Here is a 21966-nt window from a genome sequence, read left to right on the forward strand (position 1 = left end):
TGTTGACGAGATAGCGCCGGGGAAAGCGTGGGAATGCCATCCCGGGAGCGGGTACAATGCGCCATGATACCGGACCTAGCCTGACCTGCCAGACATGGAGAAAGCCGATGAGTGCAAGCCAACCGGAAGCGGGGAACGTCGACCAGGCGGAGATCGCCAAGTTCGAGGCCCTGGCCGAGCGCTGGTGGGATCCGCAGGGCGAATTCAAGCCGCTCCACGACATCAACCCGTTGCGCCTTGACTTCATCGATGCGCGAGCGGGATTGGCCGCGCGGCGGGTGCTGGACGTGGGCTGCGGCGGGGGCATCCTGGCCGAGGCGATGGCCCACCGCGGCGCCGAGGTCACCGGCATCGACCTGGGTGAGGCTCCGCTGGCGGTGGCCCGGCAGCACGCCAAGGAGAACGGCGTGGCGATCAGCTACCGCCACCTCAGCGTCGAGGAGATGGCCACGACGCACCCCGGCGAGTTCGACGTGGTGACCTGCCTCGAGATGCTCGAGCATGTGCCGAATCCCGCCTCGGTGGTGCATGCCTGTGCCACCCTGGTCAAGCCCGGTGGCCAGGTGTTCTTCTCGACGCTGAACCGAAACCCCAAGGCCTATGCCCTGGCAGTGGTGGGTGCCGAATACGTGTTAGGCATGTTGCCCCGTGGCACCCACGACTACCGCCGCTTCATTCGTCCGTCGGAGCTGGCCAGCTGGTGCCGTGACGCGGGCCTCGAGGTGCGCGAGCAGAACGGCCTGGTCTTCCATCCGCTGAGCCGTCGCTATGCCCTGTCGGCACATGACGTCTCGGTCAACTATCTGATGCACTGTCGCCGCGAGGCGGCCTGATGCCCGTACCACACCCCCGAGCTCTGCTCTTCGACCTGGATGGCACCCTGGTGGATACCGCGCCTGACCTGGCGCGCGCCACCAATGCCCTGCGTCACCACCATGGACTTCCCGCCCTGCCCTATGCGGTGATCCGTGCCCAGGTCTCCAACGGCGGCAGCGCCCTGGTGACCCTGGCACTGGGGCTCGCCAAGGAAGCCGACGGCCATGGCGAAGCGCGCACCTTCCTCCTCGAAGCCTATGGGCGGGCAGTGGCCGAAGAGAGCCGAGTCTTTACCCCGCTAGAGCACTTGCTGGCCGAGTGGGAGGCCAGCCATCGCCCCTGGGGCATCGTCACCAACAAGCCCCGCGCCTATGCCGCGCCGCTGGTCGAGGCACTGGGGCTGGCCCCCGATGCCCTGCTCTGCGCCGACGACCTGCCGGTCAAGAAACCCGATCCCGAGCCTCTGCGGGAGGCCGCGCGCCGCTTGAGGGCGACGCCTGACGACTGCTGGTATATCGGCGATCATCGGCGCGACATGCAGGCAGCACGCGCCGCCGGCATGGCCGCGGTGGCGGTCGGCTATGGCTATATCGAGGAAGGCGATGATTATCGAGGATGGCCGGCCGATCTGTGGTTCGATACCGCAGAGGCACTGACGGCCGCCTTGTGCGGACCGCATCAGCACAACTGAGCGATGATGCCCCGGGCGTTACCGGGGCACCGTCCTCAGCCGCGTTTCGGAGGCTGGGCGTCGAACTTCTCGCCGTTGTGGCTGCCGCTGTCGGGCCCCATCAGCCATAGGTAAGTGGGCATGATCTCTTCCGGCGTGCGCAGCGCCATCTCGTTCTCGCCGGGATAGGCGGCCTTGCGCATGGCCGTGCGCGTTGCCCCGGGGTTCAGGCTGTTGACGCGCAGGGTGCCCAGGTGCTCGACCTCGTCGGCCAGCACCTCGACGAAGCCTTCGGTGGCAAACTTGGACACCGCATAGGCGCCCCAGTAGGCCCGGCCCCGGCGCCCCACGCTCGACGAGGTGAACACCACCGACGCATCGGGTGAGCGCTTCAACAGCGGCAACAGCGCCTGAGTCATCCAGATCGGCCCGTTGATGTTGACCTGCATGACCTGATCCCAGAGTTCGGGATTGTACTGCTCGAAGGGCGTGATACGGCCCAGCAGGCCGGCATTATGCAGGATGCCGTCGAGGCGACCGAACTCCTTGTCCAGGGTCTCGGCCATGTCGTGGTAGTCCTTGAGCGTGGCGCCCTCGAAGTTGAGCGGGAAGATGGCCGGCTGGGGCCCCCCGGCAGCCTCTATCTCGTCGTAGACCGTCTCCAGCTTGGCAATGGTGCGTCCCAGCAGGATCACGGTGGCCCCATGGCCGGCGAAGGCCAGCGCCGCCGCCCGACCGATGCCATCGCCGGCACCGGTCACCAGGATGATGCGGCCATCAAGCAGGTCGGCCGCAGGCTGGTAGTCGATCTTGCAGGTCATCACGTCTCCTTTGTCCCTTAATTACCTGCCTGGCGCAGGAAGTCGTCGGCAAGTCCGGCGGCGCTGCTGTCGGGATGCGCCTCGCGGACGCGTTCGAGCAACACACGGCTCTCCTCGGGACGCCCCCGGCGTGCCTCCAGCAGTCCCAACTTATAGAGCGCATCGGGCACCTTGCTGCTCTCGGGGAAGTCTTCCAGTACCCGTCGAAAGGACGCGTCGGCGGCATCCAGGTCACCCTCGGCCGAGTAGAGTTCGCCGAGCCAGTAGTGGGCGTTGGCGGCCAGGCGGCTATCGGGATGCTGGGTAATGAAAGACTCGAAGGCCGAGATGGCCTGGCCGAACTCGCGAGCCTGAACGTGCGAGAAGGCAGCCTGATAGGCCGACTGCGCGGCAGGGTCGTCGGGTGCTGCCGCGGGGGGCTCGGCGACCTGGCGGGGGCTTTCCTCGTCCTCGTTCGAGGGACTCTGGTCGATACCGCTGTCCGCCGCCATCAGGCGATCCTCGATATCCAGATACTGCTGCCGGGTCTGGCGGCGTAGCTGCTCCAGCTGGTGGCGCAGCTCCTCGACCTGTCCGCGCAGTTGACGAATCTCTTCCTGATGCTTTTGCACCTGATTGAACATGACCAGGCTGCCCCCGGCTTCCTCGCGGGTGGCCGCCTGATCATAGAAACTCCCGCTGCCGGTTCGCCCGGTGAGGTCTTCGACGACCGGCTGCTGGGCCATCAGCGGTGTCGCGACGGCCAGCGAGAGCACGAAGACTCCCGTGCCGCACAGCTTCTTCAGACCGTCTCTCATCGTTGTCTCCCTCGTCGTGTCGGCCCGGCTCAGTAGGCGAAGACCACTCGACGGTTCTGGGCATAGGCTTGCTCGTTCTGGCCGCGTGCCGCCGGCCGCTCCTCGCCGTAGCTGACCACCTCGACCTGGGAGGGGGAGACCCCCTGCACGTTGAGATAGCGCTCAACGGCACCGGCGCGGCGTTCGCCGAGCGCAAGATTGTACTCACGGGTGCCGCGCTCGTCGGTGTGGCCTTGCAGGACCACGCTGGCCCCAGGGTTGGCACGCAGGAAACGCACATGGGCGGTCAGCATCGGCTCGAACTCGCTGCGGATGGTGTCGCTGTCGTACTCGAAGTAGATCGTGCGGGTCTCCGGAATGCGATCCTCGGCAGCGGCCATCTGACCGGCGCGCTGGCCGCTGACGCCACGGCCATCGGTGCCGCCCGTGGAGACGCCGCCGCGATCAGTTCCAGTGCCGGTGCCGGCACCTCGCGACAGGTCGCCATCCTGGCCACCTCCCGTGCTGGAACAGCCGGCCACGAAGGCCAGGGAAAGGGCAATGACCAGGGTTCTGGCAAGGGGCTTGAGCTGCATCGTGAGACTCCTTGAGGAATACATCAGTTAAGAAACGGTGACCACGCAGGCTCGCGGACATCACCCTGCGCTGCCGGCAGCCGGAAGGAGGCACGGCCATCGGCGGAAACCCCACCCAGCACGCCGTTGCCGCCCTGCTGGGTGGCGAAGATTACCATGGTGCCATTGGGCGCGACACTGGGGGATTCGGCATGCCCCGTATCGCTTAGCGTCACCAGGCGGCCACTTTCCAGGTCCTGGCGAGCCACCTGATAGCCGTTGCCGCCGCGGTGAATCAGGAAGATGGCCTCGCCGTCCGGCGCGAAGCGTGCTCGGGCATTGTAGTTGCCGGTGAAGGTGAGGCGTTCCTGCTCGCCGCTGCGCAGGTCATGGCGATAGATCTGTGGGCCACCGCTGCGATCCGAGGTGAACAGCAGGCTGCGACCCTCCGGCGACCAGGCCGGTTCGGTATCGATGCTGGAGTTGTTGGTGATGCGGCGGATGTCCCGCGAGCCGATGTCCATCACATAGATCTCTGGCTGGCCATCCTTGGACAGCGCCATTGCCAGGCGGCGGCCATCCGGTGACCAGGTCGGGGCGCTGTTCAGTCCCTCGAAGGAGGTGGCGCGCACACGCCGACCGGAGGCAATCTCCTGGATATAGATCGCCGGGCGCTCGGTCTCGAAGGAGACATAGGCCAGCTTGTCGCCATCCGGCGACCAGGCCGGCGACATGATCGGCTCGTCGGACGAGAGGATCTGCTGGCTGTTGCGGCCGTCGGCATCGGCGACGTGGAGCGCATACTGGGTGTTGTTACCCACACCGCTGGACGTCACGTAGGCGATTCGGGTCGAGAAGGCCCCGCGAATGTCGGTGATCTCCTCGAAGACCTGGTCGCTGATGTAGTGCGCGGCGTCACGCAGGCCCTGACGACCGGCGGTCACTGTCTCGCCGAGCAGGCGACGCTCACCGCTGATATCCATCAGCTCGTAACGGATGCGATACCCCTCGCCCTCGCGGCTGACCCGCCCCGCCACCAGGTAGCGCACGTCGAGGGCACGCCAGTCACCGTAGCGGACGTCATCGCTGGAGGTGGGACGCTCGAACATGGCGCTCCGCTCCAGCGGTTCAAAGTAGCCGCTGCGTTCCAGATCATCGGAGACAATCCGGGCAATGTCCTGTGGCAGCTCATCGCCGTCGGCGAAAGGCACGATCGCGATGGGCGTGGCACGATCGCTGCCACGGGTGATCTCGATGGTCAGGTCGGCGGCCTGCACCATGCTGGTCACGAGCATCAGTATTGCGGCCAGCCAGGTGGTCTTGAGTAGGTTCATCAGCGGATATCCCCCGGTCGGAATCGCAGGTTGAATTGACGGTAGTCGCGCTGGACCGACGCTGGCAACTGGCGCAGTTCGGCGAAGGGCGCGGCAGCCTCCACGGCCTGGACCGCCGAGCGGTCGAAGGCACTGTTGCCACTGCTCTGATCAATGGTAGCCGCGAACAGCTCCCCCGAGGGCCCCAAGCGTACCGAGATCATGGCGCTGGCCCCGTCGGGCACGTTGGGCGGAATCACCCAGGCCTGCTCCACCGCCCGGCGCACCAGGCTGATGAAGCTGTTGGCCGCCTCGCTGGCCTGTCGGGCGTTGGCGGCACGTTCTTCGGCCCCCTCGATCAGCCGCTGCATCTCGGCCTCGGCCTCCTCTCTTGCGCGTCGGGCTTCTGCCTCGGCCTGACGCTGGCGTTCGGCTTCTGCTTCGGCCTGACGCTGACGCTCGGCTTCCGCCTCGGCCTGACGCTGACGTTCGGCTTCCGCTTCGGCCTGGCGTTGGCGTTCGGCTTCTGCTTCGGCCTGACGTTGGCGTTCGGCTTCTGCTTCGGCCTGGCGACGACGTTCGGCCTCTGCTTCGGCCTGGCGTTGGCGTTCGGCTTCTGCTTCGGCCTGGCGACGACGCTCAGCCTCTGCTTCGGCCTGGCGTTGGCGTTCGGCTTCTGCTTCGGCCTGGCGACGGCGTTCGGCCTCTGCGTCGGCCTGCTCGGCGCGCCGGGCGGCCTCCTCCTCGGCGGCGCGGCGGGCCGCCTCGCGGGCCTCGGCGTCTTCCTGGCGCTGGCGTTCTGCCTGCTCGGCCCGGCGGACGGCCTCCTCCGCGGCCTCGCGAGCCGCCTGCTCCTCGGCACGCGCCGCGGCCTCCTCCTCGGCCTGGCGGGCCGCCGCCCGGCCGCGGGCTTCCTCGGCGCGCTGGGCCTGGTCGGTGGTGGTCTCGGTACTGACGAGCGTCGCCTGGACGATGCTGGTGCTCGGCGGTTCGACCTGCCGCTCGGGAAAGCGAATCACGCTGCCCACCAGCACCGCCAGATGCAGGGCAACGGCAAGCACCAGCGGCACGCCATAGCCCACGCGTCGGTCATGTCTGGCCATGTGGGCTCCTCAACGTTCCTCGGGGGGCGGTTCCGAGATCAGCCCGACATTGCTCACTCCCGCGGTCTGCAGGGTGCTCATAAGAGAAACCACCGCGCCATAGCCCACCTCTCGATGCCCCTTTACCAGCACTTGAGTCCCTGGGCGACGCTCCAGCAGGATGATCACACGATCAGCTATCTGCTCGAGCGATATCGGGTCCTGATCTTCGCCGCCGATAGAGAGATAGAAACGTCCCTCTTTATCGACAGTGGCGATGATGGGCTCCTGATTTTCAATGTCCTCGATGGGTTCGGAACTGACCTGCGGCAGGTCAACCTGCACCCCCTGGGTGAGCATGGGCGCAGTAATCATGAAGATCACCAGCAGCACCAACATGACGTCGATGAAGGGCACGACGTTGATCTCGCCCATGGGCTTGCGACGCCCGCCACGATTGAAGGGTCCTAGCATGACGGCCTCTCGCTCAGTCGCTACCGCGGTCGGTACGACCCTGCAGGTTGCGGTGCAGGATGGAGTGGAACTCCTCGGCGAAATCTTCGTACTTGCCCAGCATCCGTCCGGACTCGGCGGATAGTCGGTTGTAGAAGATCACCGCCGGAATCGCCGCGAACAGCCCCATGGCGGTGGCGATCAGCGCTTCAGCGATCCAGGGGGCCACCGTGGCCAGGGTCGCCTGTTGCGCCATGGAAAGCGACTGGAAGGAGCCCATGATGCCCCAGACCGTGCCGAACAGCCCGATGTAGGGGCTCGCCGAGGCGACGGTGGCCAGAAACACCAGGTGCAGGTTGAGACGGTCCTCCTCGCGGGACCAGGCCACGCGCATGCTGCGCTGAACGCCCTCGAGAATGGCCTGGGGGCTGCGGGTCTTGGCCAGCAGGCGGTTGAACTCGCGAAACCCGGCACGGAAGACGTGCTCGGCCCCCTGGGTCTCCTGCTCCGGGGGTGTTTCCCGATAGAGCTCATTGAGGTCGACGCCGGACCAGAAGCGGTCCTCGAAAGCGCGATGCGCCTTGCGCGCCCGGCGCATCACGAAGGTGCGTTGGAAGATCACCACCCAGGAGAGCAGGGAGCCGATCACCAGGATCAGCATCACCATCTGCACCACGCCGCTGGCGTTCATGATCAGGTGGGGTATGGACAGGGTGTCGTTCACGGGCATCCTCGTCGGTCTTGGTCAGTCGTCACGGGAGTGGAAGATTGCCTAGTCGGGGGCCCGCTCATGGGGCGCCAGGTCGAAGTGTTGCCAGGCCTGTCGGGTCACTATCCGGCCACGTGCAGTGCGCATCATCAGACCCTGCTGGATCAGGTAGGGTTCGATGACGTCCTCGATGGTGTCACGCTCCTCGCTGATCGCCGCGGCCAGCGAGTCGATGCCCACCGGGCCGCCGTCGAACTTCTCGATCATCGCCAGCAGCAGGCGCCGGTCCATGTGATCAAGACCGTGATGGTCAACGTGGAGCATGTTCAGGGCCAGGTCGGCGATTTCGGCATCCACACGACCCTGGGCGCGTACCTCGGCGAAGTCGCGGACCCGCCGCAGCAGCCGGTTGGCGATACGCGGCGTACCGCGGGAACGGCGCGCCACTTCCCGGGCGCCGTCCCGGTCGCTCTCGACGCCCAGCAGCCGGGCCGAACGGACGACGATCTCGGTGAGCTCGTCGATGCTGTAGAACTCCAGACGCTGGACGATCCCGAAGCGGTCGCGCAGCGGCGAGGTCAAAAGACCCGCCCGGGTGGTGGCGCCGACCAGCGTGAACGGGGGAAGGTCGAGCTTGATCGAGCGTGCCGCCGGCCCTTCGCCGATCACGATGTCGAGCTGGAAATCCTCCATGGCGGGATAGAGGATCTCTTCCACCACCGGCGACAGGCGGTGAATCTCGTCGATGAACAGCACGTCGCCGGGTTGCAGGTTGGTGAGCATGGCGGCGAGATCGCCGGCCCGCTCGAGCACCGGCCCCGAGGTCGACTTGAGTCCCACGCCCATCTCGGTGGCGACGATATTGGCAAGCGTGGTCTTGCCAAGCCCCGGCGGGCCGAACACCAGGGTATGGTCGAGGCTCTCATCGCGGCCGCGGGCGGCGCTGATGAAGATGTCGAGCTGCTCGCGAACCCGCGGCTGACCGATGTAATCGACAAGCCGTTTGGGCCGGATGGCATGGTCGGCGCCGCCCTCCCCGTCGCGGGGGTCGGCGGCGATCAGGCGATCAGTCTCGAGCATGGCGGTCATCCGGCATCGGAGAACGGCAGAGAGAGGTCATGGCGTCACCCCGCCAGGCGGCGCGTCAGCGCCGCCTTGATCATCGCCTCGGTGGACCCGGCCTCCTCGAGGCCGACCAGCATACGAGCCGCCTCGGCGGGCTTGTAGCCCAGGCTAACGAGCGCTGCCTCGGCATCGGCGACGGGGTCCGTGGCGCTGGACGAGGCGCCGCCCGCGAGATCCTGCGCACCGACCGCCAGTTCGCCCGGCTGCTCCCAGTGAGGAAAGCGGTCGCGCATCTCGATGATCAGCCGCTCGGCCGTCTTCTTGCCCACCCCCGGAAGCCGCGTCAGTGCCTTGACATCGTCGTCCATCACGCAGCGCACGAAGGCCTCCTCATCCATGCCGGAGAGAATCCCCAGGGCCAGCTTGGGGCCGATGCCATTGACCTTGATCAGCGCCCGAAAGAGCGAACGCTCCTGCTCTCGGGCAAAGCCGTAAAGCAGGTGGGCATCATCACGGATGGTCAGGTGGGTGAAGAGCGATACCGGCTCACCGCTGCCGGGCATGGCCACCAGGGTGGTCATGGAGGCTTCCAGCTCGTAGCCGACACCGGCCACGTCCACCACCATCCAGGGGGGGCGCTTCTCGAGCAGCGTGCCGGTCAGGCGTCCTATCATGGAAATTCACTGTCCCTTGGGTTGGAGTCCATTACGGCCCGCAGGACCGTTATCAGGCCACTATACTGCTCGCCCGTGCCGCATGCCAGCCCGCGAGAACAGCGTTCGACAATGTCGCCACCGTCGCTATTCGGCAACGGGATCACGGTCGGAAATCGCGCCACGAGGTTCCCTTGCGACGGCTGCGATGCCCGCCATAGCTGCCCTCGCGCAACAGCCCCAGGCGCGCATGAGCATGGGTCAGTGCGATGGCCAGCGCGTCGGCGGCGTCCGCCTGGGGGATGGCCGAAAGACCGAGGATCGCCGTGACCATATGCTGCACCTGGGCCTTGTCGGCGCTGCCGCTGCCGGCCACCGCCTGCTTGATCTGGCGAGGGCCGTACTCGCTGACCGGCAGGCCATGGTTGGCGGCACACACGATCGCCGTCCCGCGCGCCTGGCCAAGCTTGAGGGCGGAGTCGGCATTCTTCGACATGAACACCTGCTCGATGGCGAATTCGCCGGGGGCGTGAACCGCAATCAGTTCGCTGACCCCGGCATAGACCTGGGCCAGCCGCTGGGCCAGCTCATCGGCCTGGATACGGATACAGCCGCTGGCCACGTAGCGCGGCGTAAGCGCGGTGACGTCGAGCACGCCGTAGCCGGTGATACGCGAGCCGGGGTCGATGCCGAGAATCAGCATCGCCGCGGGTCACTCGAGCTGGTCGAGGACATCGTCGGCGAACTCCGCATTGGTGGTGACGTTCTGGACATCGTCCAGGTCCTCGAGCATGTCGAGCAGCCTGAGAATCCGCTGGGCGAGTTCCGGCTCGGCGATCGGCGTGGTGGATGCCGGATAGAGCCCCACGTCGCTATACTCGGGCTCGATGCCTGCCGCCGCCAGCGCATCCTTCACTCGGCCGTAGGCGTCGGGCGTGGTGACCACCTCGAGGCGGCCATCGTCACGCACCTCGATCTCCTCGGGTTCCGCCTCCAGGGTGGCCTCGATGGCGGTCTCTTCGCTCACGCCCTCGGGCAGCAGCAGGCGGCCCTGGCGGTGGAACATGAAGGCCACCGAGCCGGTCGTGCCGAGGTTGCCGCCATGCTTGTTGAACGCATGTCGCACCTCGGAGACCGTTCGATTGCGGTTATCGGTCAAACACTCGACCATTATCGCCACGCCCTCGGGCCCATAGCCCTCGTAAACGCACTCCTCCATGGCATCGCCGTCGGCGTTGCCGGCGCCCCGATCCACCGCCCGCTGGATGGTGTCCTTGGTCATGTTGTTTGCCAGGGCCTTGTCGATGGCGGTGCGCAGCCGAGGATTGTCGGCCGGCTCGCCGCCACCCTGGCGGGCGGCCACGCTCAGTTCGCGGATCAGCTTGTTGAAGATCTTGCCTCGCCGGGCGTCCTGGGCCGCCTTGCGGTGCTTGATATTGGCCCACTTGCTATGGCCTGCCATTCACCTCTCCTTGCCTTGAACATGACACCGGCGCCCTGGGGCGCCGGTGGGATGACATCGGGTCGGGGTCGCCGTCACTCGCCGGCGGTTTCCGCCTTGGCCTTCTGCCGCAGGCGAATGTTGAGCTCCTTGAGCTGTTCGGCATCGACCTCGCTGGGCGCATCGGTCATCAGGCAAGCCGCGCTCTGGGTCTTCGGGAAGGCGATCACCTCGCGGATGCTGCGCGCGCCGGTCATCAGCATCACCAGGCGGTCGAGGCCGAAGGCCAGGCCGCCATGGGGCGGAGCACCATACTGCAGGGCGTCGAGCAGGAAGCCGAACTTTTCCCGCGCTTCCTGCTCGCCGATGCCGAGAAGTTCCAGCACCGCACTCTGCATGCCGCGGTCGTGAATACGAATCGAACCACCACCCAGCTCGGTGCCGTTGAGCACCATGTCGTAGGCCCGGGACAGCGCCGCCACCGGATTGGCCTTGAGGGTTTCCACGTCGCAGGCGGGCGCGGTGAAGGGGTGGTGCAGGGCCTGCATGCGGGCGCTGCCGTCATCCTCGAACATCGGGAAGTCGACCACCCACAGCGGGGCCCAGTCGCGCGTGTACAGGTTGAGATCCTCGCCGAGCTTGACGCGCAAGGCACCGAGCGCCTCGTTGACGATGCGCGCATTGTCGGCCCCGAAGAACACCAGGTCGCCATCCTCGGCACCGATGCGGTCAAGCAGCTCCTCGACCACGTTCTCCATGAACTTGACGATCGGCGACTGCAGGCCCTCGAGCCCCTTGCTGCGATCGTTGACCTTAATCCAGGCCAGGCCCTTGGCGCCATAGATGCCGACGAAGCGGGTGTATTCATCGATCTCCTTGCGCGACAGGCCGGCCCCGTTGGGGACCTTGAGCGCGGCCACACGGCCATCCTCGGCATTGGCGGGGCCGGAGAACACCTTGAAGTCGACCTGCTTCATCAGGTCGTCGACATCGGTCAGCATCAGCGGAATGCGCAGGTCCGGCTTGTCGGAGCCGTAGCGGGTCATCGCCTCGTCCCAGCTCATGCGCGGGAAGACCGGCAGCTCGACGTCGAGCACGTCCTGGAACAGCTGGCGCACCATCGACTCGGTGATCGCCATGATGTCGTCCTCGTTGACGAAGGACGCCTCGAGGTCGATCTGGGTGAATTCCGGCTGTCGATCGGCGCGCAGGTCCTCGTCGCGGAAGCACTTGGCGATCTGGTAGTAGCGATCGAAACCGGACACCATCAACAGCTGCTTGAACAGCTGCGGCGACTGCGGCAGGGCAAAGAAACTGCCCGGGTGAGTGCGGCTGGGGACGAGATAGTCACGCGCCCCTTCGGGCGTGGCGCGGGTGAGAACCGGGGTCTCGATATCCAGGAAGCCCTGCCCCTCGAGAAACGCCCGTACGCTATGCGTGATGCGCGAACGCAGGCGCAGCTTGTCGACCATCTCGGGACGGCGCAGGTCGATATAGCGGTGCTTGAGGCGAACCTCCTCGCCCACCTTGCCATGCTCATCGAGCTGGAAGGGTGGCGTGACGGCGCTGTTCAGCACCTCGACCTCGCTGGCCAGCACCTCGATCAGCCCGGTAGGCATCTTGGCATTCTGCGTGCCTTCTGGACGCAGCCGGACGCGGCCGACGATGCGCAGCACGTACTCGTTACGGGCACTGTCCGCGTTGGCAAAGGCCTCGGCGGTATCGGGATCGACCACGACCTGGGCGATGCCATCGCGATCGCGCATGTCGAGGAAGATCACGCCCCCGTGGTCCCGGCGGCGGTGGACCCAGCCACAGAGGGTGACCGTCTGATCCACCTGGCTCTCGTTCAGCTGGCCGCAATAATGGCTGCGCATGTCAAATCCTGTTCCGTTACATGAAATGGTGAAAGGCAACGTCGAGCGGCTCAGGCCGCCGCCCCGTCCTTGCTCGGCGTCTTGTCGGGCTTGCCGCCCTCGCCGCCGGCCAGGTTCTTCTTGCCGCCGGTCTTGAAATCCGTCTCGTACCAGCCGCCGCCGGCCAGTCGGAAGCCGGCCGCGGAGACCAGGCGCTTGAGCGCTGCCGCCTCGCAGGTCGGGCAGTCTTTGAGCGGCTCTGCACTGATCTTCTGAAGCTTTTCCAGGCGATGGCCGCAGGCCTTGCACTCATATTCGTAGATGGGCATGGTTTGATCACTCCCGATGTAATGACATTCCCATGGGTCAAGCACAGGCGGTAGCCACCGCTTCGCGCTTCCGTGGTGCGATATAGGGCCGGGCTGCGGATAATCCAAGCCTGCCTTGAAAGCCGGTGATTATAGCCTGTCGCGCCGGGCAAGGCCCACCCCTGCAGCGGCCTGTTGCCTGGCCCGCCTGCGTCAAAAAGGAAAAAGCGCATGAAAGCCGTCATTCTCGATGCCGCCAGCCTGGGGCCCGACGTCGACCTGGACCCGATCCGCCAGCACCTCGACACCCTCGATGTGCATGACCATACTCCCCGCGATCGGGCCGCCGAACGCCTTGCCGGTGCCGAGGTGGCCATCGTCAACAAGGTGGTGCTCGATGCCCACACCCTGGAGGCACTGCCCGCACTGAAACTGATCTGCGTGCTGGCGACCGGTACCAACAACATCGACATGAGCGCGGCCGATCGCCTGGGCATCAGCGTGAAGAACGTCACGGCCTACGGCACGGCCAGCGTGGCCCAGCACACCCTGATGCTGATACTCGCCCTGGCCACCCGCTTGCCCCTCTATCAGCGCGACGTGGCGCGTGGACGCTGGAAGGAAAGTCCCTTCTTCTGTCTGATGGACCATACGACGCTGCAGCTCGAGGGCAAGCGGCTGGTCATCGTCGGTCAGGGCGAGCTGGGCTCGAAGGTGGCGCGTCTGGCCCAGGCCTTCGGCATGCACGTTGACTTCGCCGCACGCCCCGGCAACGAGGCCCATGACAGTCGTCCCGGCCTTCGCGACCTGGCGCCTGAGGCGGACGTGATCAGCCTGCACTGCCCGCTCACCGAGGCCACTCGCCATCTGGTCGACGCTGCCCTGCTGGCCAGCCTCAAGCCCGACGCCCTGCTGGTCAACTGCGCCCGGGGCGGGATCATCGACGAGCAGGCGGCGCTCGACGCCCTGCGTAAGGGACGCCTGGGTGGGCTCGGCGTCGACGTGCTGCCGGTGGAGCCACCCCGCGATGGACACCCGCTGCTCGACGCCCTGGATGAGTCGCTCAACCTGGTCGTGACGCCCCACAACGCCTGGATCACGCCCGAGGCCCGCCAGCGCATCGTGGCCCTTACCGCCGATAACCTGCGCGGCTGGCAGGAAGGCTAAGCGCGGAGGCTCGCATGCTGCACAACTTCGGATCCATCAACCTCGATCATTTCTATCGCGTTCCCCACCTGGTGCGTCCCGGCGAGACCCTGGCCAGCCACGACTACCGGGTCGGCCTGGGCGGCAAGGGGGCCAATCAGTCGCTTGCCATGGCGCGCGCCGGCGGCCGGGTGCGTCACTGGGGCCGTCTTTGCCAGCGGGACGCCTGGGCCCGCGAGCTGCTCGGCCATGCCGGGGTGGAGGTGGAGGCCATCAGCCTGGTCGATGAGCCCAGCGGTCACGCCATCATCCAGGTCGACGACCGGGGCGAGAACGCCATCCTGCTCTTTCCGGGCGCCAACCACGGCACCACGCAGCAGGCTCTGGACGCCTATTTTGCCTCGGCCTCAGCCGGCGACTGGCTGCTGATCCAGAACGAGTGTGACGCTCTGCCGCAGGTCATGGCGCGTGCCGCCGACGCCGGTCTGAACATCGCCTTCAACCCGGCCCCCATGAGCGATGCGGTGCAGGAACTGCCCCTGGAGCACTGCCGGCTGCTGTTCGTCAATCGCGGCGAGGCCGCCTGGCTGGCTGGCCTGGAGGAGGACTCACGGCCCGAGTCGCTGCTCGACGGCCTTGCCCGCCGCCTGCCCGGCTGCGAGGTCGTGCTGACCCTGGGCGGCGACGGTGCCTGGTATCAGTCCGGCGCCGAACGCCATTTCCAGCCTGCCTTGCCGGTCACGCCGAGGGACACCACCGCCGCCGGCGACACCTTCATCGGCTACTACCTGGCCGCCCTGCAGCACGGGCAGCCGGTGCGAGACTGCCTGAGGCGCGCCGCCACCGCGGCCGCCCTGGGCGTGCAGATCGCCGGCGCGGCCGACAGCATTCCCGAGGCGGCGGCCGTCGAGCGCGCCCTGCGCAACGGCATTTCCACTCTCCATCCCCACGACGAGGAGGCACCGTGAGCCATCCGATCATTTTCGATACCGATCCGGGCGTCGACGATGCCCAGGCCATCGCCATTGCCCTGCGCCACCCCGAGCTCGATCTGCTGGGTCTGACGACCACCTACGGCAATGTGGACGTCGAGACCGCCACCCATAACGCCCTGCTGCTCTCGGAGCTCGCCGGGAAAGACATCCCCGTCGCCCAGGGCGCCGCGGCACCCATGGTCAAGACGCGTCATCCGCCACCCGCCCACATCCATGGCGCCAACGGCCTGGGGGATATCGACCTGCCCCCGGTCGCGGGAAAGGCCGACCCCCGCAGTGCAGCGCAATTCATCGTCGACACGCTGAGCGCTCGTCCCGGCGAGGTTACTCTGGTCGCGGTGGGACCGGTGGGCAACCTGGCCGCCGCCCTGCAGCTCGACCCGACCATCACCGAGAAGGTCAAACGGGTGGTCATCATGGGCGGCTCGATCCGCGAGGGCGGTAACGTCACCCCGGTGGCCGAGGCCAACATGTTCAACGACCCGGACGCCGCGTCCCGGGTGCTTACCGCCGGTTGGCCATTGACCCTGGTGGGTCTCGACGTCACCCATCGGTGCGTGCTTACCGGCGAGCACATGACACGCATCGAGGCCGGCCAGGGCGAGCTAGGCAAGATACTGGCGGGGAGCTATGGCTTCTATCGGGACTTCTACCGGGAATTTCTGGGCATCGATGGCTGCTGTCCTCACGACAGCTGTGCGCTGGCCTGGCTGCTGCGTCCAGAGCTCTTTACCACCGCCCACGGCCACCTGACCGTGGCGACGTCCGGCGATGCTGAAGGCCAGACGATCTTCGCCCCCCAGGGGCGCGGCTTCATCGAGACGCGCTGGTCACGCACCCCGCTGGTGGAGGTCTGCCTCGGCGTCGACGGCCAGGCCGTCAGCGACTGGATTGCCGACACCCTGGACTGAGCACGACACGCCCGGTACGGCCCAGGCCTTGGGTCGTACCGATTCCGCCCCGGCACTAGCCGACGTGGAACTCGTCCGGTTCATGGGCCTCGATCACCTCGAATTCCACATGGGTGACCCGGGCCCCGTCGGGTCCCTTCCACAGCCATTCAGCGAGTTGCTTGACCGCCTCGCGCTCACCGCACATCAGCACCTCGACGCGCCCGTCCGGCAGGTTGACCGCATGCCCGGTGATACCGGCCTTGAGGGCCTGCTCCTGCGTCGCCCGGCGAAACCAGACACCCTGTACCTTGCCTGTAACCAGCGCTCTCGCGCAGCACTTGTCCATGGCTATCTCCTTTCGTCGTTGCGATCGATTCCGTGATCCTTTCTACCAGCCAGGCCGGCGGCTCGACCAGTCCTCGGGCCTTCCCGTCGCAGCGGCGATGTCCTAGTCTTGTCACTATCCTCCGACCCCACACGGCCACAAGCCCTCCGCGGCCGAGGATCGCCCTATCCGGGCCGACACAAGCACAATGATCATCCTCACGAGGGAGTTTCACCATGCCGGTCTTTGACCACCCCGAGTTCGACCACCACCAGCAGATCGTCTATGGCAGCGATGACGCCAGCGGCCTGCGCGCCATTATCGCCATTCACGACACTCACCTGGGCCCGGCCCTGGGCGGCCTGCGTATCTTCCCCTATGCCAGCGAGGAGGAAGCGCTGACCGATGTGCTGCGCCTCTCCCGCGGCATGACCTACAAGTCGGCGCTTGCCGACCTGCCGCTGGGCGGCGGCAAGGCGGTGATCATCGCCGATCCCCGCCGCGACAAGACACCCGAGCTGCTTCGCGCCATGGGCCGACTGGTCGACGGCCTGGGCGGCGCCTACATCACCGCCGAGGATTCGGGCAGCAGCGAAGCCGACATGCGGCTCATCGCCGAGGCGACCGAGCATGTCGGTGGCCTGCCGCGTCATGGCGCAGCCTCGGGCGACCCCTCGCCGTTTACCGCCTGGGGGGTGTTCAGCGCCCTGAAGAGCGCCGTCCGCCACGGCCTGGGGCGCGATGACCTCACAGGCGTCGGGGTAGCGGTACAAGGGGTCGGCAACGTCGGCGCCCATCTGGCGCGATATCTCCATGCGGCCGGCGCCCGACTGGTGCTGACCGACGTCGATGCCACTGCCTTGGCTCAGCTTGCCGATGAACTCGGAGCCGAGACGCTGACACCGGCGGCGATCGCCGATGCCGAGGTCGATGTCTTCGCCCCCTGCGCCATGGGGGCCGCCCTCTCCGAGGCCGTGGTCGACCGCCTCAAGGCCAAGGTGGTCTGCGGCGCCGCCAACAATCAACTGGCCTCCCCGGCGATCGCCGAGCGCCTGATGGCGCGCGGCATCCTCTACACACCGGACTATGTCGCCAACGCGGGCGGCGTGATCGAGATCGCCTGGCAGCGTCGCGATGACTATCGCCGCGAGGCCGTGATGGAACATATTGAGGGGATCGGCGCCACCATGGACGAGATCTTCTCGCGCGCCGGCCGTGAGGGCACAAGTCCCGCCACGGTGGCCGACCAACTGGCCCGGGAACGTTTCCGCCCTGCCGGTTGAGCCCCTTTCGCGGCGTCACTCCCCGTCGAAGGCCGGCCCTCGCCGGCCTTCGGCGCATCCTGCGCTCAGGACCTCGCTCACTCCTCCAGGAGTTCGTGGCGCACCAATACCGCGGAGTTGCGTGGCGTCACCGACTTGCCGGCGGCCAGCAGGTGGCATTTGGTAAAGGCGGCGCCGAACAGCAGGATAAGCGAGCTGTAGTAGACCCACAGCAGAATCATCACCACCGATCCCGCCGCACCGTAGGTGGAGGCGGTGGCCGTGTAGGCCAGATAGGTGGAAATGCCCGAACGGCCAACGGCGAACAGCACGGCGGTGACCAAGGCGCCAACCATAACGTCCTGCCAGCGCAGCACCACATCCGGCAGTACCTTGAAGATGGTGGCAAAGAGCGCGGCGATGAGGGCCAACGAGACCAGGAACTCGGCCCCGGTGGTCAGCAGCCCGACATAGGGCAGCAGGTCGTCGGCCGCCTGCAGCATGGCCCGAATCGCCACCCCAAGCACCAGAGATACCAGCAGGATGAAGCCGATGGCGAGCACCACGGTCAATGACAGCAGGCGGCTCTTGAGGAAGGTGAGAGCACTATTGCTGCTGGGTTTGGCCGTTACGCCCCAGAGCGTATTCAGCGAGAACTGCATCTGTGCGAAGACGGTAGTGGCACCGATCACCAGCGCGCCCACCCCGAGCAGGGTCGGCAGCAGGCCGGACTCCTGGATGCGCGACTGGGCGACGGCCTGCTCGATGGCGGCAGCAGCGTCGTGGCCCATGGTGCCCTGCAACTGGGCAACGATCTGGCCCTGGGCGGCGTCTTCACCGAGTACCACGCCGATCACGGTGACGGCGATGATCATGGTGGGCGCCAGGGAGAACAGGGTATAGAAAGCCAAGGAGCCGGCATAACTGAAGGCGTTGCGCTCCAGCCAGAGCTTCATTGCATCCCGGACGACGCGCCACCAGAACCGTACCGCGTCGCTGAGGGTCGTCATGGTCGATTTGATCATTGCGCTTTCCGCATCCCTGCCGTTTCGTTCAGCATACCCGAATGCAGCAGACCCCACGAGGTCAGCCCGAATTGCAGCAGTTCGCGGGCCTGACCATAATGGGCCCGCCCTTCACTGCCCCTCTTTGCCTGGAGCCCCCATGACCGCATTCCCGGACGGCGACACCCCTGCCGAGTTCGATTGTCTGGTGTTCATCGGCCGCTTCCAGCCCCCTCACCTGGGTCACCTGGCCGTGATACGCGAGGCCTTGCGCCACGCGGGACAGGTCATCGTGCTGGTGGGCTCCGCCTGGCAAGCCCGCTCGCTGCGCAATCCCTGGCGTTACGAGGAGCGCCTGCGCATGCTGCGCAGCGCCTTCGAGGAGGAAGAGAATGCCCGCCTTAAGGTCGTGCCGCTGCTCGATGCCTTGTACAACAACGACGTCTGGGTGCGTGACGTACAGCGCAAGGTGCGTGACATCGCCAGCCCCGCGCACGCTCGGTTGCCGCGCATCGGCCTGATCGGCGCCAGTCGCGGCCAGTCCAGCTACTACCTCGCCCTCTTCCCGCAGTGGGAGTCGGTCAGCGTGCCCCTGGTGGAAGGCATTTCGGCCAGCCGCATCCGCGAACGGCTGTTCCGCTCCGCCGCCTCGGCTGAGGACTACCTGAGCACCCACGCGGCCCATGACCTGCCGCCGGGAGTGGTGGCGCGCATTCGCGACTTCCTGGAGGAGGCCCCCTATGACCAGCTGGTCGAGGAGCAGCAGCTGCTGGATCAGTACCGTCAGGCCTGGTCCCAGGCCCCCTATCCGCCGATCTTCGTCACCGTGAATGCGGTGGTGGTGCAATCCGGCCACGTGCTGCTGGTCCGGCGCACGGCCGCCCCCGGCAAGGGGCTCTACGCCCTGCCGGGCGGCTTCATCAGCCCCCATGAACGACTGATGGACGCCTGCCTGAGAGAGCTTCGCGAGCGGGTTCGACTCAAGGTACCCGAGGCCGTCCTCAAGGGCTCGCTGCGCGGCCAGCGATTATTCGACGAACCCCATCGCAGCTGGCGGGGGCGCACCCTGGCCGAGGCGTTCTACTTTGCCCTGCGTCCCGAACAGCAGCTGCCCCAACTCAAGCCGGTGCGCGGCGGAGACCATGCGCGCTGGGTCCCCCTGGCCGACCTCGACCCCGAAGGCCTGTTCGAGGACCACTTCTTCATCATCCAGGACTTCCTGGGACTGCCTGCCGACTTCGACCGCGCCTGATGTGCCATGGCCACGCGCAAGAAGACGGCGCCATCAGGCCTGGAGGAAATCGCGGGGCAACTTCATCATCTGCCGCCACAGCTTCTCGACGCCCGGCTTGTGCACCAGCGAACAGCGATAGAGGCGGATCTCCAGCGGCACGTCCCACTGCTCGCCACCGGCGCGCACCAGCCGCCCCTCCTTGAGTTCCTGGCGGATGCAGAAGTCGGGGATCCAGGCCATGCCCATGCCCTGCATCACCATGCCTTTGAGCCCCTCGGCCATGGCCGTCTCATAGACGGTTCTCAGGCGCATGCGCAAGGGGTCGTTCTTGAGCAGCATGCGCACGCTGCGCCCCAGGAAGGCGCCCTGGGTGTAGGCCAGGTAGGGGATCGATGCCTGGCTGTCGAGCGGGAAGCGTGGCTCTCCCTGGGCATCGGGCAGACAGACCGGCAGCATATTGACCTGGCCGATGGAGAAGGAGGGAAAGACCTCGGCATCGAGCTGCATGCTGGCGTAGGGGTCGTAGTAGGCCAGCATCAGGTCGCAGTTGCCCTCGCGCAGCACGTGGATCGCGTCGCCCACGTTCATGGCCACCAGCCGGGTCGGCAGTTCGCCCAGGCCCTGCTGCAGCCGGGAAATCCACTGGGGGTAAAAACTCAGTGCCAGGGAGTGGGCGGCGACAATATCCAGCGCCTCATTGGCCATGGCCAGGCCGCGCAGGTGGCCGAGACTCTCGTTGAGCTGCTCGACGATATTGCGGGCGGTGACCAGAAACAGCTGCCCTTCGGGCGTCAGGTCCACCGGCGTGGTCGAGCGGTCGACCAGGGTCACGCCGACCGCCTGCTCCAGGGAGCGGATGCGCCGACTGAAGGCGGGCTGCGTCACATGCCGCTGACGGGCCGAGGCGGAAAAGCTGCGCGTACTGGCCAGCGTGACGAAGTCTTCCAGCCACTTGGTCTCGAGGTTCACGGGACTCCCCAGGATATCTGCATACAAGACTCCCCGACGGGGGGTCTTCGAAACCCGCTAATGTACCCCAGCGCAGGGCGCGACCCAAGCCGCCTTACTGGATCGGCGAGAGCAGATAGGCCGCCCGAGAGAGCAGCTTGCGCCACAGCGGGCGACGCGTCAGCGCCTCCAGGTCTTCACGACGGCACTGGCTAAAGTCATTCTCGAGCATCAGGCGCACTTCGGCGGCGAACTGCCGGTCAGGCACCACAGCGGTGATCTCGAAGTTGAGGCGAAAGGAGCGGTTGTCCAGGTTGATCGTGCCGACACTGGCGGCGACATCGTCGATCAGCATCACCTTCTGGTGCAGGAACCCCGGCTGGTAACGATAGACCCGAACCCCGGCCCGCAGCATGTCGGGCAGAAAGGAGAAGGCCGAGAGGAAGACCAGCAGGTGATCGGGGCGTTCGGGCATCATGATGCGCACGTCCACGCCGCGCATCGCCGCCAGGCGCAGGGCGTCCTGAACGCCCTGGTCGGGCACGAAGTAGGGGCTGGTGACCCAGAAGCGTTCATGGGCACTGTGGATCGCATGTTGCACCAGCAGACTCGCCGTCTCCTGCGGATCCGCTGGTCCGGAGGGCACGATCACCACGTGCTGGTTGGCCTCTTCGCTTGGCCGGGGCGTCCAGGTCAGCGAGATCATCTCCCCGGTCGCCCAGTGCCAATCCTCCCAGAAGGCTTCCTGCAGACCCAGCGCGCTGGGGCCGGTGAGCTTGAGATGGGTGTCACGCCAGTGGCCATGGCGCGGGTGCTGGCCAAGGTATTCGGTGCCGACGTTGAACCCCCCCAACCACCCTACCCGGCCATCGACGACCAGCACCTTGCGGTGGTTGCGGAAGTTGAGCTGAAAACGATGCTTGACCCCCCGCGAGGAGCGAAAAGCGCTGACTTCCACGCCCGTCTCGGCGAGGTCACGCAGGAAGCGGTCGCTCAGTCCTCGACTGCCGATCTCGTCATACAGGAAATAGATACGCACATCGCGCTCGGCGGCTCGCTGCAGACGATGCTTGAGTTCGATGCCCAGGGCATCATCGCGGACGATGAAGAACTGGATGAGCACGTACTCCTCGGCTGCCTCGATGCCGGCGAAGAGACTGTCGAAGGTTGCCTCACCGTCGATCAGCAGATCGGCACGATTACCGCGCGTCAATGGCATCATCGCCAGCTGTTCGACCGCGCGGATATCCGCGTTGCCGACCTCGGGTAGATAGGGGGTGAAGCGGTCTCGGTAGCGTTCGAGGAGGCGACGCAGCACGGTATCGCGCTCGCCGCGAGCCGAGACGTAGCCGTAGAAGCGAGGACGCCCGAAGATCCAGTAGGCCGGGACGGCCACGTAGGGCATGGTGATCAGCGAGATGATCCAGGCAATCGCCCCTTGGGAAGTGCGGCTGGACATCAGGGCCAGCACCGCCGAGATGAAGCCCAGCAGATAGATCAGGAAGATCGCCAGGCCGATCAGCCAGGAGGTCATGGTCGAATCCCTGTTCCGTGGAAGGACGGCGGCACCGTCCAGGAAAGCGGCCCTGCAGCATACCCCTGACGGCGACGACCCCGCCAG

General features: G+C 66.4%; 24 protein-coding genes. 7 read left to right on the forward strand and 17 right to left on the reverse strand.

The genetic code is table 11. The features are described from left to right. Positions 1-107 precede the first annotated feature (107 nt). Both ubiG and FHR95_RS00765 read left to right on the forward strand, forming a co-directional pair. Positions 108-833: a bifunctional 2-polyprenyl-6-hydroxyphenol methylase/3-demethylubiquinol 3-O-methyltransferase UbiG gene (gene ubiG / locus FHR95_RS00760; protein ID WP_040186732.1), complete on the forward strand. Its 726-nt coding sequence runs from the start codon at positions 108-110 to the stop codon at positions 831-833. Further along, positions 833-1507, forward strand: a complete 675-nt coding sequence (locus tag FHR95_RS00765; protein WP_183312999.1) for an HAD-IA family hydrolase — start codon at positions 833-835, stop codon at positions 1505-1507. Before ubiG ends, FHR95_RS00765 begins: the two co-directional genes overlap by 1 nt. Before the next feature lie 35 nt (positions 1508-1542). Here the strand turns inward: FHR95_RS00765 and FHR95_RS00770 are convergent, their stop codons facing one another. From FHR95_RS00770 to FHR95_RS00830, 13 genes are all read right to left on the reverse strand, one after another. Then, positions 1543-2307, reverse strand: a complete 765-nt coding sequence (locus tag FHR95_RS00770; RefSeq protein WP_040186730.1) for a YciK family oxidoreductase — start codon at positions 2305-2307, stop codon at positions 1543-1545. A gap of 17 nt (positions 2308-2324) precedes the next feature. Beyond that, positions 2325-3104: a tol-pal system protein YbgF gene (gene ybgF / locus FHR95_RS00775; protein WP_183313000.1), complete on the reverse strand. Its 780-nt coding sequence runs from the start codon at positions 3102-3104 to the stop codon at positions 2325-2327. A gap of 29 nt (positions 3105-3133) precedes the next feature. Beyond that, positions 3134-3679 carry a peptidoglycan-associated lipoprotein Pal gene (gene pal, locus FHR95_RS00780; protein ID WP_183313001.1) on the reverse strand — a complete coding sequence of 182 codons (546 nt, stop codon included), beginning with the start codon at positions 3677-3679 and terminating at the stop codon, positions 3134-3136. Between the two features lie 23 nt (positions 3680-3702). Then, positions 3703-4992 (reverse strand): Tol-Pal system beta propeller repeat protein TolB, encoded by a 1290-nt coding sequence (tolB, locus tag FHR95_RS00785; RefSeq protein ID WP_183313002.1) that lies wholly within the window; start codon positions 4990-4992, stop codon positions 3703-3705. Continuing rightward, positions 4992-6074, reverse strand: a complete 1083-nt coding sequence (gene tolA / locus FHR95_RS00790; protein ID WP_183313003.1) for a cell envelope integrity protein TolA — start codon at positions 6072-6074, stop codon at positions 4992-4994. The genes tolB and tolA overlap by 1 nt, the downstream gene beginning before the upstream one ends. A 9-nt stretch (positions 6075-6083) precedes the next feature. Then, complete coding sequence (gene tolR / locus FHR95_RS00795) at positions 6084-6527, reverse strand: protein TolR (RefSeq protein WP_183313004.1); 444 nt, start codon at positions 6525-6527, stop codon at positions 6084-6086. Positions 6528-6540: 13 nt separating this feature from the next. Further along, a complete protein-coding gene (tolQ, locus tag FHR95_RS00800) occupies positions 6541-7230 on the reverse strand; it encodes a protein TolQ (protein ID WP_040186703.1) in 690 nt (229 codons plus the stop codon). A gap of 48 nt (positions 7231-7278) precedes the next feature. Beyond that, positions 7279-8295: a Holliday junction branch migration DNA helicase RuvB gene (gene ruvB / locus FHR95_RS00805; protein ID WP_183313005.1), complete on the reverse strand. Its 1017-nt coding sequence runs from the start codon at positions 8293-8295 to the stop codon at positions 7279-7281. A 44-nt stretch (positions 8296-8339) separates the two neighbouring features. Then, a complete protein-coding gene (gene ruvA / locus FHR95_RS00810; RefSeq protein ID WP_040186701.1) occupies positions 8340-8954 on the reverse strand; it encodes a Holliday junction branch migration protein RuvA in 615 nt (204 codons plus the stop codon). A 142-nt stretch (positions 8955-9096) separates the two neighbouring features. Next, entirely contained in the window at positions 9097-9636 is a 540-nt protein-coding gene (ruvC, locus tag FHR95_RS00815) for a crossover junction endodeoxyribonuclease RuvC (protein ID WP_040186700.1), read from the reverse strand. 9 nt (positions 9637-9645) lie between these two features. Further along, a complete protein-coding gene (locus FHR95_RS00820; protein ID WP_040186699.1) occupies positions 9646-10395 on the reverse strand; it encodes a YebC/PmpR family DNA-binding transcriptional regulator in 750 nt (249 codons plus the stop codon). 74 nt (positions 10396-10469) lie between these two features. Beyond that, the gene (gene aspS, locus FHR95_RS00825; RefSeq protein WP_183313006.1) at positions 10470-12251 is read right to left on the reverse strand and encodes an aspartate--tRNA ligase; all 1782 of its coding nucleotides are present in this window, start codon (positions 12249-12251) and stop codon (positions 10470-10472) included. A gap of 50 nt (positions 12252-12301) precedes the next feature. Next, complete coding sequence (locus tag FHR95_RS00830; protein WP_183313007.1) at positions 12302-12559, reverse strand: FmdB family zinc ribbon protein; 258 nt, start codon at positions 12557-12559, stop codon at positions 12302-12304. Positions 12560-12769: 210 nt separating this feature from the next. Here FHR95_RS00830 and FHR95_RS00835 point away from each other — a divergent pair, with 210 nt between their 5' ends. Genes FHR95_RS00835 through FHR95_RS00845 form a run of 3 tightly spaced genes read left to right on the forward strand, consistent with a single transcriptional unit; the run spans position 12770 to position 15590 of the window. Further along, positions 12770-13705, forward strand: coding sequence for a D-2-hydroxyacid dehydrogenase (locus tag FHR95_RS00835; protein ID WP_183313008.1), 936 nt, complete (start codon positions 12770-12772; stop codon positions 13703-13705). A gap of 14 nt (positions 13706-13719) precedes the next feature. Continuing rightward, on the forward strand, positions 13720-14652 hold the full coding sequence (locus FHR95_RS00840) for a ribokinase (RefSeq protein WP_183313009.1): 933 nt from the start codon (positions 13720-13722) through the stop codon (positions 14650-14652). Then, positions 14649-15590: a nucleoside hydrolase gene (locus FHR95_RS00845; protein ID WP_183313010.1), complete on the forward strand. Its 942-nt coding sequence runs from the start codon at positions 14649-14651 to the stop codon at positions 15588-15590. Before FHR95_RS00840 ends, FHR95_RS00845 begins: the two co-directional genes overlap by 4 nt. A gap of 55 nt (positions 15591-15645) precedes the next feature. Here the strand turns inward: FHR95_RS00845 and yccX are convergent, their stop codons facing one another. After that, positions 15646-15918 carry an acylphosphatase gene (gene yccX, locus FHR95_RS00850; protein WP_040186692.1) on the reverse strand — a complete coding sequence of 91 codons (273 nt, stop codon included), beginning with the start codon at positions 15916-15918 and terminating at the stop codon, positions 15646-15648. Between the two features lie 215 nt (positions 15919-16133). On the opposite strand from yccX, the gene FHR95_RS00855 reads away from it, so the two are divergent. Continuing rightward, a complete protein-coding gene (locus tag FHR95_RS00855) occupies positions 16134-17180 on the forward strand; it encodes a Glu/Leu/Phe/Val family dehydrogenase (protein ID WP_183313011.1) in 1047 nt (348 codons plus the stop codon). Between the two features lie 77 nt (positions 17181-17257). On the opposite strand, the gene FHR95_RS00860 is transcribed toward FHR95_RS00855, so the two are convergent. Then, complete coding sequence (locus FHR95_RS00860; RefSeq protein ID WP_040186690.1) at positions 17258-18184, reverse strand: YihY/virulence factor BrkB family protein; 927 nt, start codon at positions 18182-18184, stop codon at positions 17258-17260. Between the two features lie 139 nt (positions 18185-18323). On the opposite strand from FHR95_RS00860, the gene FHR95_RS00865 reads away from it, so the two are divergent. Beyond that, positions 18324-19415 carry a bifunctional nicotinamide-nucleotide adenylyltransferase/Nudix hydroxylase gene (locus FHR95_RS00865; RefSeq protein WP_183313012.1) on the forward strand — a complete coding sequence of 364 codons (1092 nt, stop codon included), beginning with the start codon at positions 18324-18326 and terminating at the stop codon, positions 19413-19415. A gap of 33 nt (positions 19416-19448) precedes the next feature. Here FHR95_RS00865 and FHR95_RS00870 read toward each other — a convergent pair whose 3' ends face one another. Next, the gene (locus FHR95_RS00870) at positions 19449-20366 is read right to left on the reverse strand and encodes a LysR substrate-binding domain-containing protein (protein WP_040186687.1); all 918 of its coding nucleotides are present in this window, start codon (positions 20364-20366) and stop codon (positions 19449-19451) included. Between the two features lie 94 nt (positions 20367-20460). Further along, positions 20461-21879 carry a cardiolipin synthase gene (gene cls / locus FHR95_RS00875; protein ID WP_040186686.1) on the reverse strand — a complete coding sequence of 473 codons (1419 nt, stop codon included), beginning with the start codon at positions 21877-21879 and terminating at the stop codon, positions 20461-20463. Positions 21880-21966: the final 87 nt, after the last annotated feature.

This window comes from Halomonas fontilapidosi, from assembly GCF_014192285.1.
Classification (GTDB): domain Bacteria; phylum Pseudomonadota; class Gammaproteobacteria; order Pseudomonadales; family Halomonadaceae; genus Halomonas; species Halomonas fontilapidosi.

Bases quoted from the DNA above. Each gene is read 5' to 3' on its own strand.
- tolB (WP_183313002.1), bottom strand. From the start codon at position 4,992: ATGAACCTACTCAAGACCACCTGGCTGGCCGCAATACTGATGCTCGTG.
- FHR95_RS00770 (WP_040186730.1), bottom strand. From the start codon at position 2,307: ATGACCTGCAAGATCGACTACCAGCCTGCGGCCGACCTGCTTGATGGC.
- tolA (WP_183313003.1), bottom strand. From the start codon at position 6,074: ATGGCCAGACATGACCGACGCGTGGGCTATGGCGTGCCGCTGGTGCTT.
- cls (WP_040186686.1), bottom strand. From the start codon at position 21,879: ATGACCTCCTGGCTGATCGGCCTGGCGATCTTCCTGATCTATCTGCTG.
- FHR95_RS00865 (WP_183313012.1), top strand. From the start codon at position 18,324: ATGACCGCATTCCCGGACGGCGACACCCCTGCCGAGTTCGATTGTCTG.
- tolR (WP_183313004.1), bottom strand. From the start codon at position 6,527: ATGCTAGGACCCTTCAATCGTGGCGGGCGTCGCAAGCCCATGGGCGAG.
- FHR95_RS00835 (WP_183313008.1), top strand. From the start codon at position 12,770: ATGAAAGCCGTCATTCTCGATGCCGCCAGCCTGGGGCCCGACGTCGAC.
- FHR95_RS00765 (WP_183312999.1), top strand. From the start codon at position 833: ATGCCCGTACCACACCCCCGAGCTCTGCTCTTCGACCTGGATGGCACC.
- ruvB (WP_183313005.1), bottom strand. From the start codon at position 8,295: ATGCTCGAGACTGATCGCCTGATCGCCGCCGACCCCCGCGACGGGGAG.
- FHR95_RS00820 (WP_040186699.1), bottom strand. From the start codon at position 10,395: ATGGCAGGCCATAGCAAGTGGGCCAATATCAAGCACCGCAAGGCGGCC.
- ruvC (WP_040186700.1), bottom strand. From the start codon at position 9,636: ATGCTGATTCTCGGCATCGACCCCGGCTCGCGTATCACCGGCTACGGC.
- ubiG (WP_040186732.1), top strand. From the start codon at position 108: ATGAGTGCAAGCCAACCGGAAGCGGGGAACGTCGACCAGGCGGAGATC.
- ybgF (WP_183313000.1), bottom strand. From the start codon at position 3,104: ATGAGAGACGGTCTGAAGAAGCTGTGCGGCACGGGAGTCTTCGTGCTC.
- FHR95_RS00830 (WP_183313007.1), bottom strand. From the start codon at position 12,559: ATGCCCATCTACGAATATGAGTGCAAGGCCTGCGGCCATCGCCTGGAA.
- FHR95_RS00840 (WP_183313009.1), top strand. From the start codon at position 13,720: ATGCTGCACAACTTCGGATCCATCAACCTCGATCATTTCTATCGCGTT.
- yccX (WP_040186692.1), bottom strand. From the start codon at position 15,918: ATGGACAAGTGCTGCGCGAGAGCGCTGGTTACAGGCAAGGTACAGGGT.
- FHR95_RS00860 (WP_040186690.1), bottom strand. From the start codon at position 18,184: ATGATCAAATCGACCATGACGACCCTCAGCGACGCGGTACGGTTCTGG.
- FHR95_RS00855 (WP_183313011.1), top strand. From the start codon at position 16,134: ATGCCGGTCTTTGACCACCCCGAGTTCGACCACCACCAGCAGATCGTC.
- aspS (WP_183313006.1), bottom strand. From the start codon at position 12,251: ATGCGCAGCCATTATTGCGGCCAGCTGAACGAGAGCCAGGTGGATCAG.
- ruvA (WP_040186701.1), bottom strand. From the start codon at position 8,954: ATGATAGGACGCCTGACCGGCACGCTGCTCGAGAAGCGCCCCCCCTGG.
- pal (WP_183313001.1), bottom strand. From the start codon at position 3,679: ATGCAGCTCAAGCCCCTTGCCAGAACCCTGGTCATTGCCCTTTCCCTG.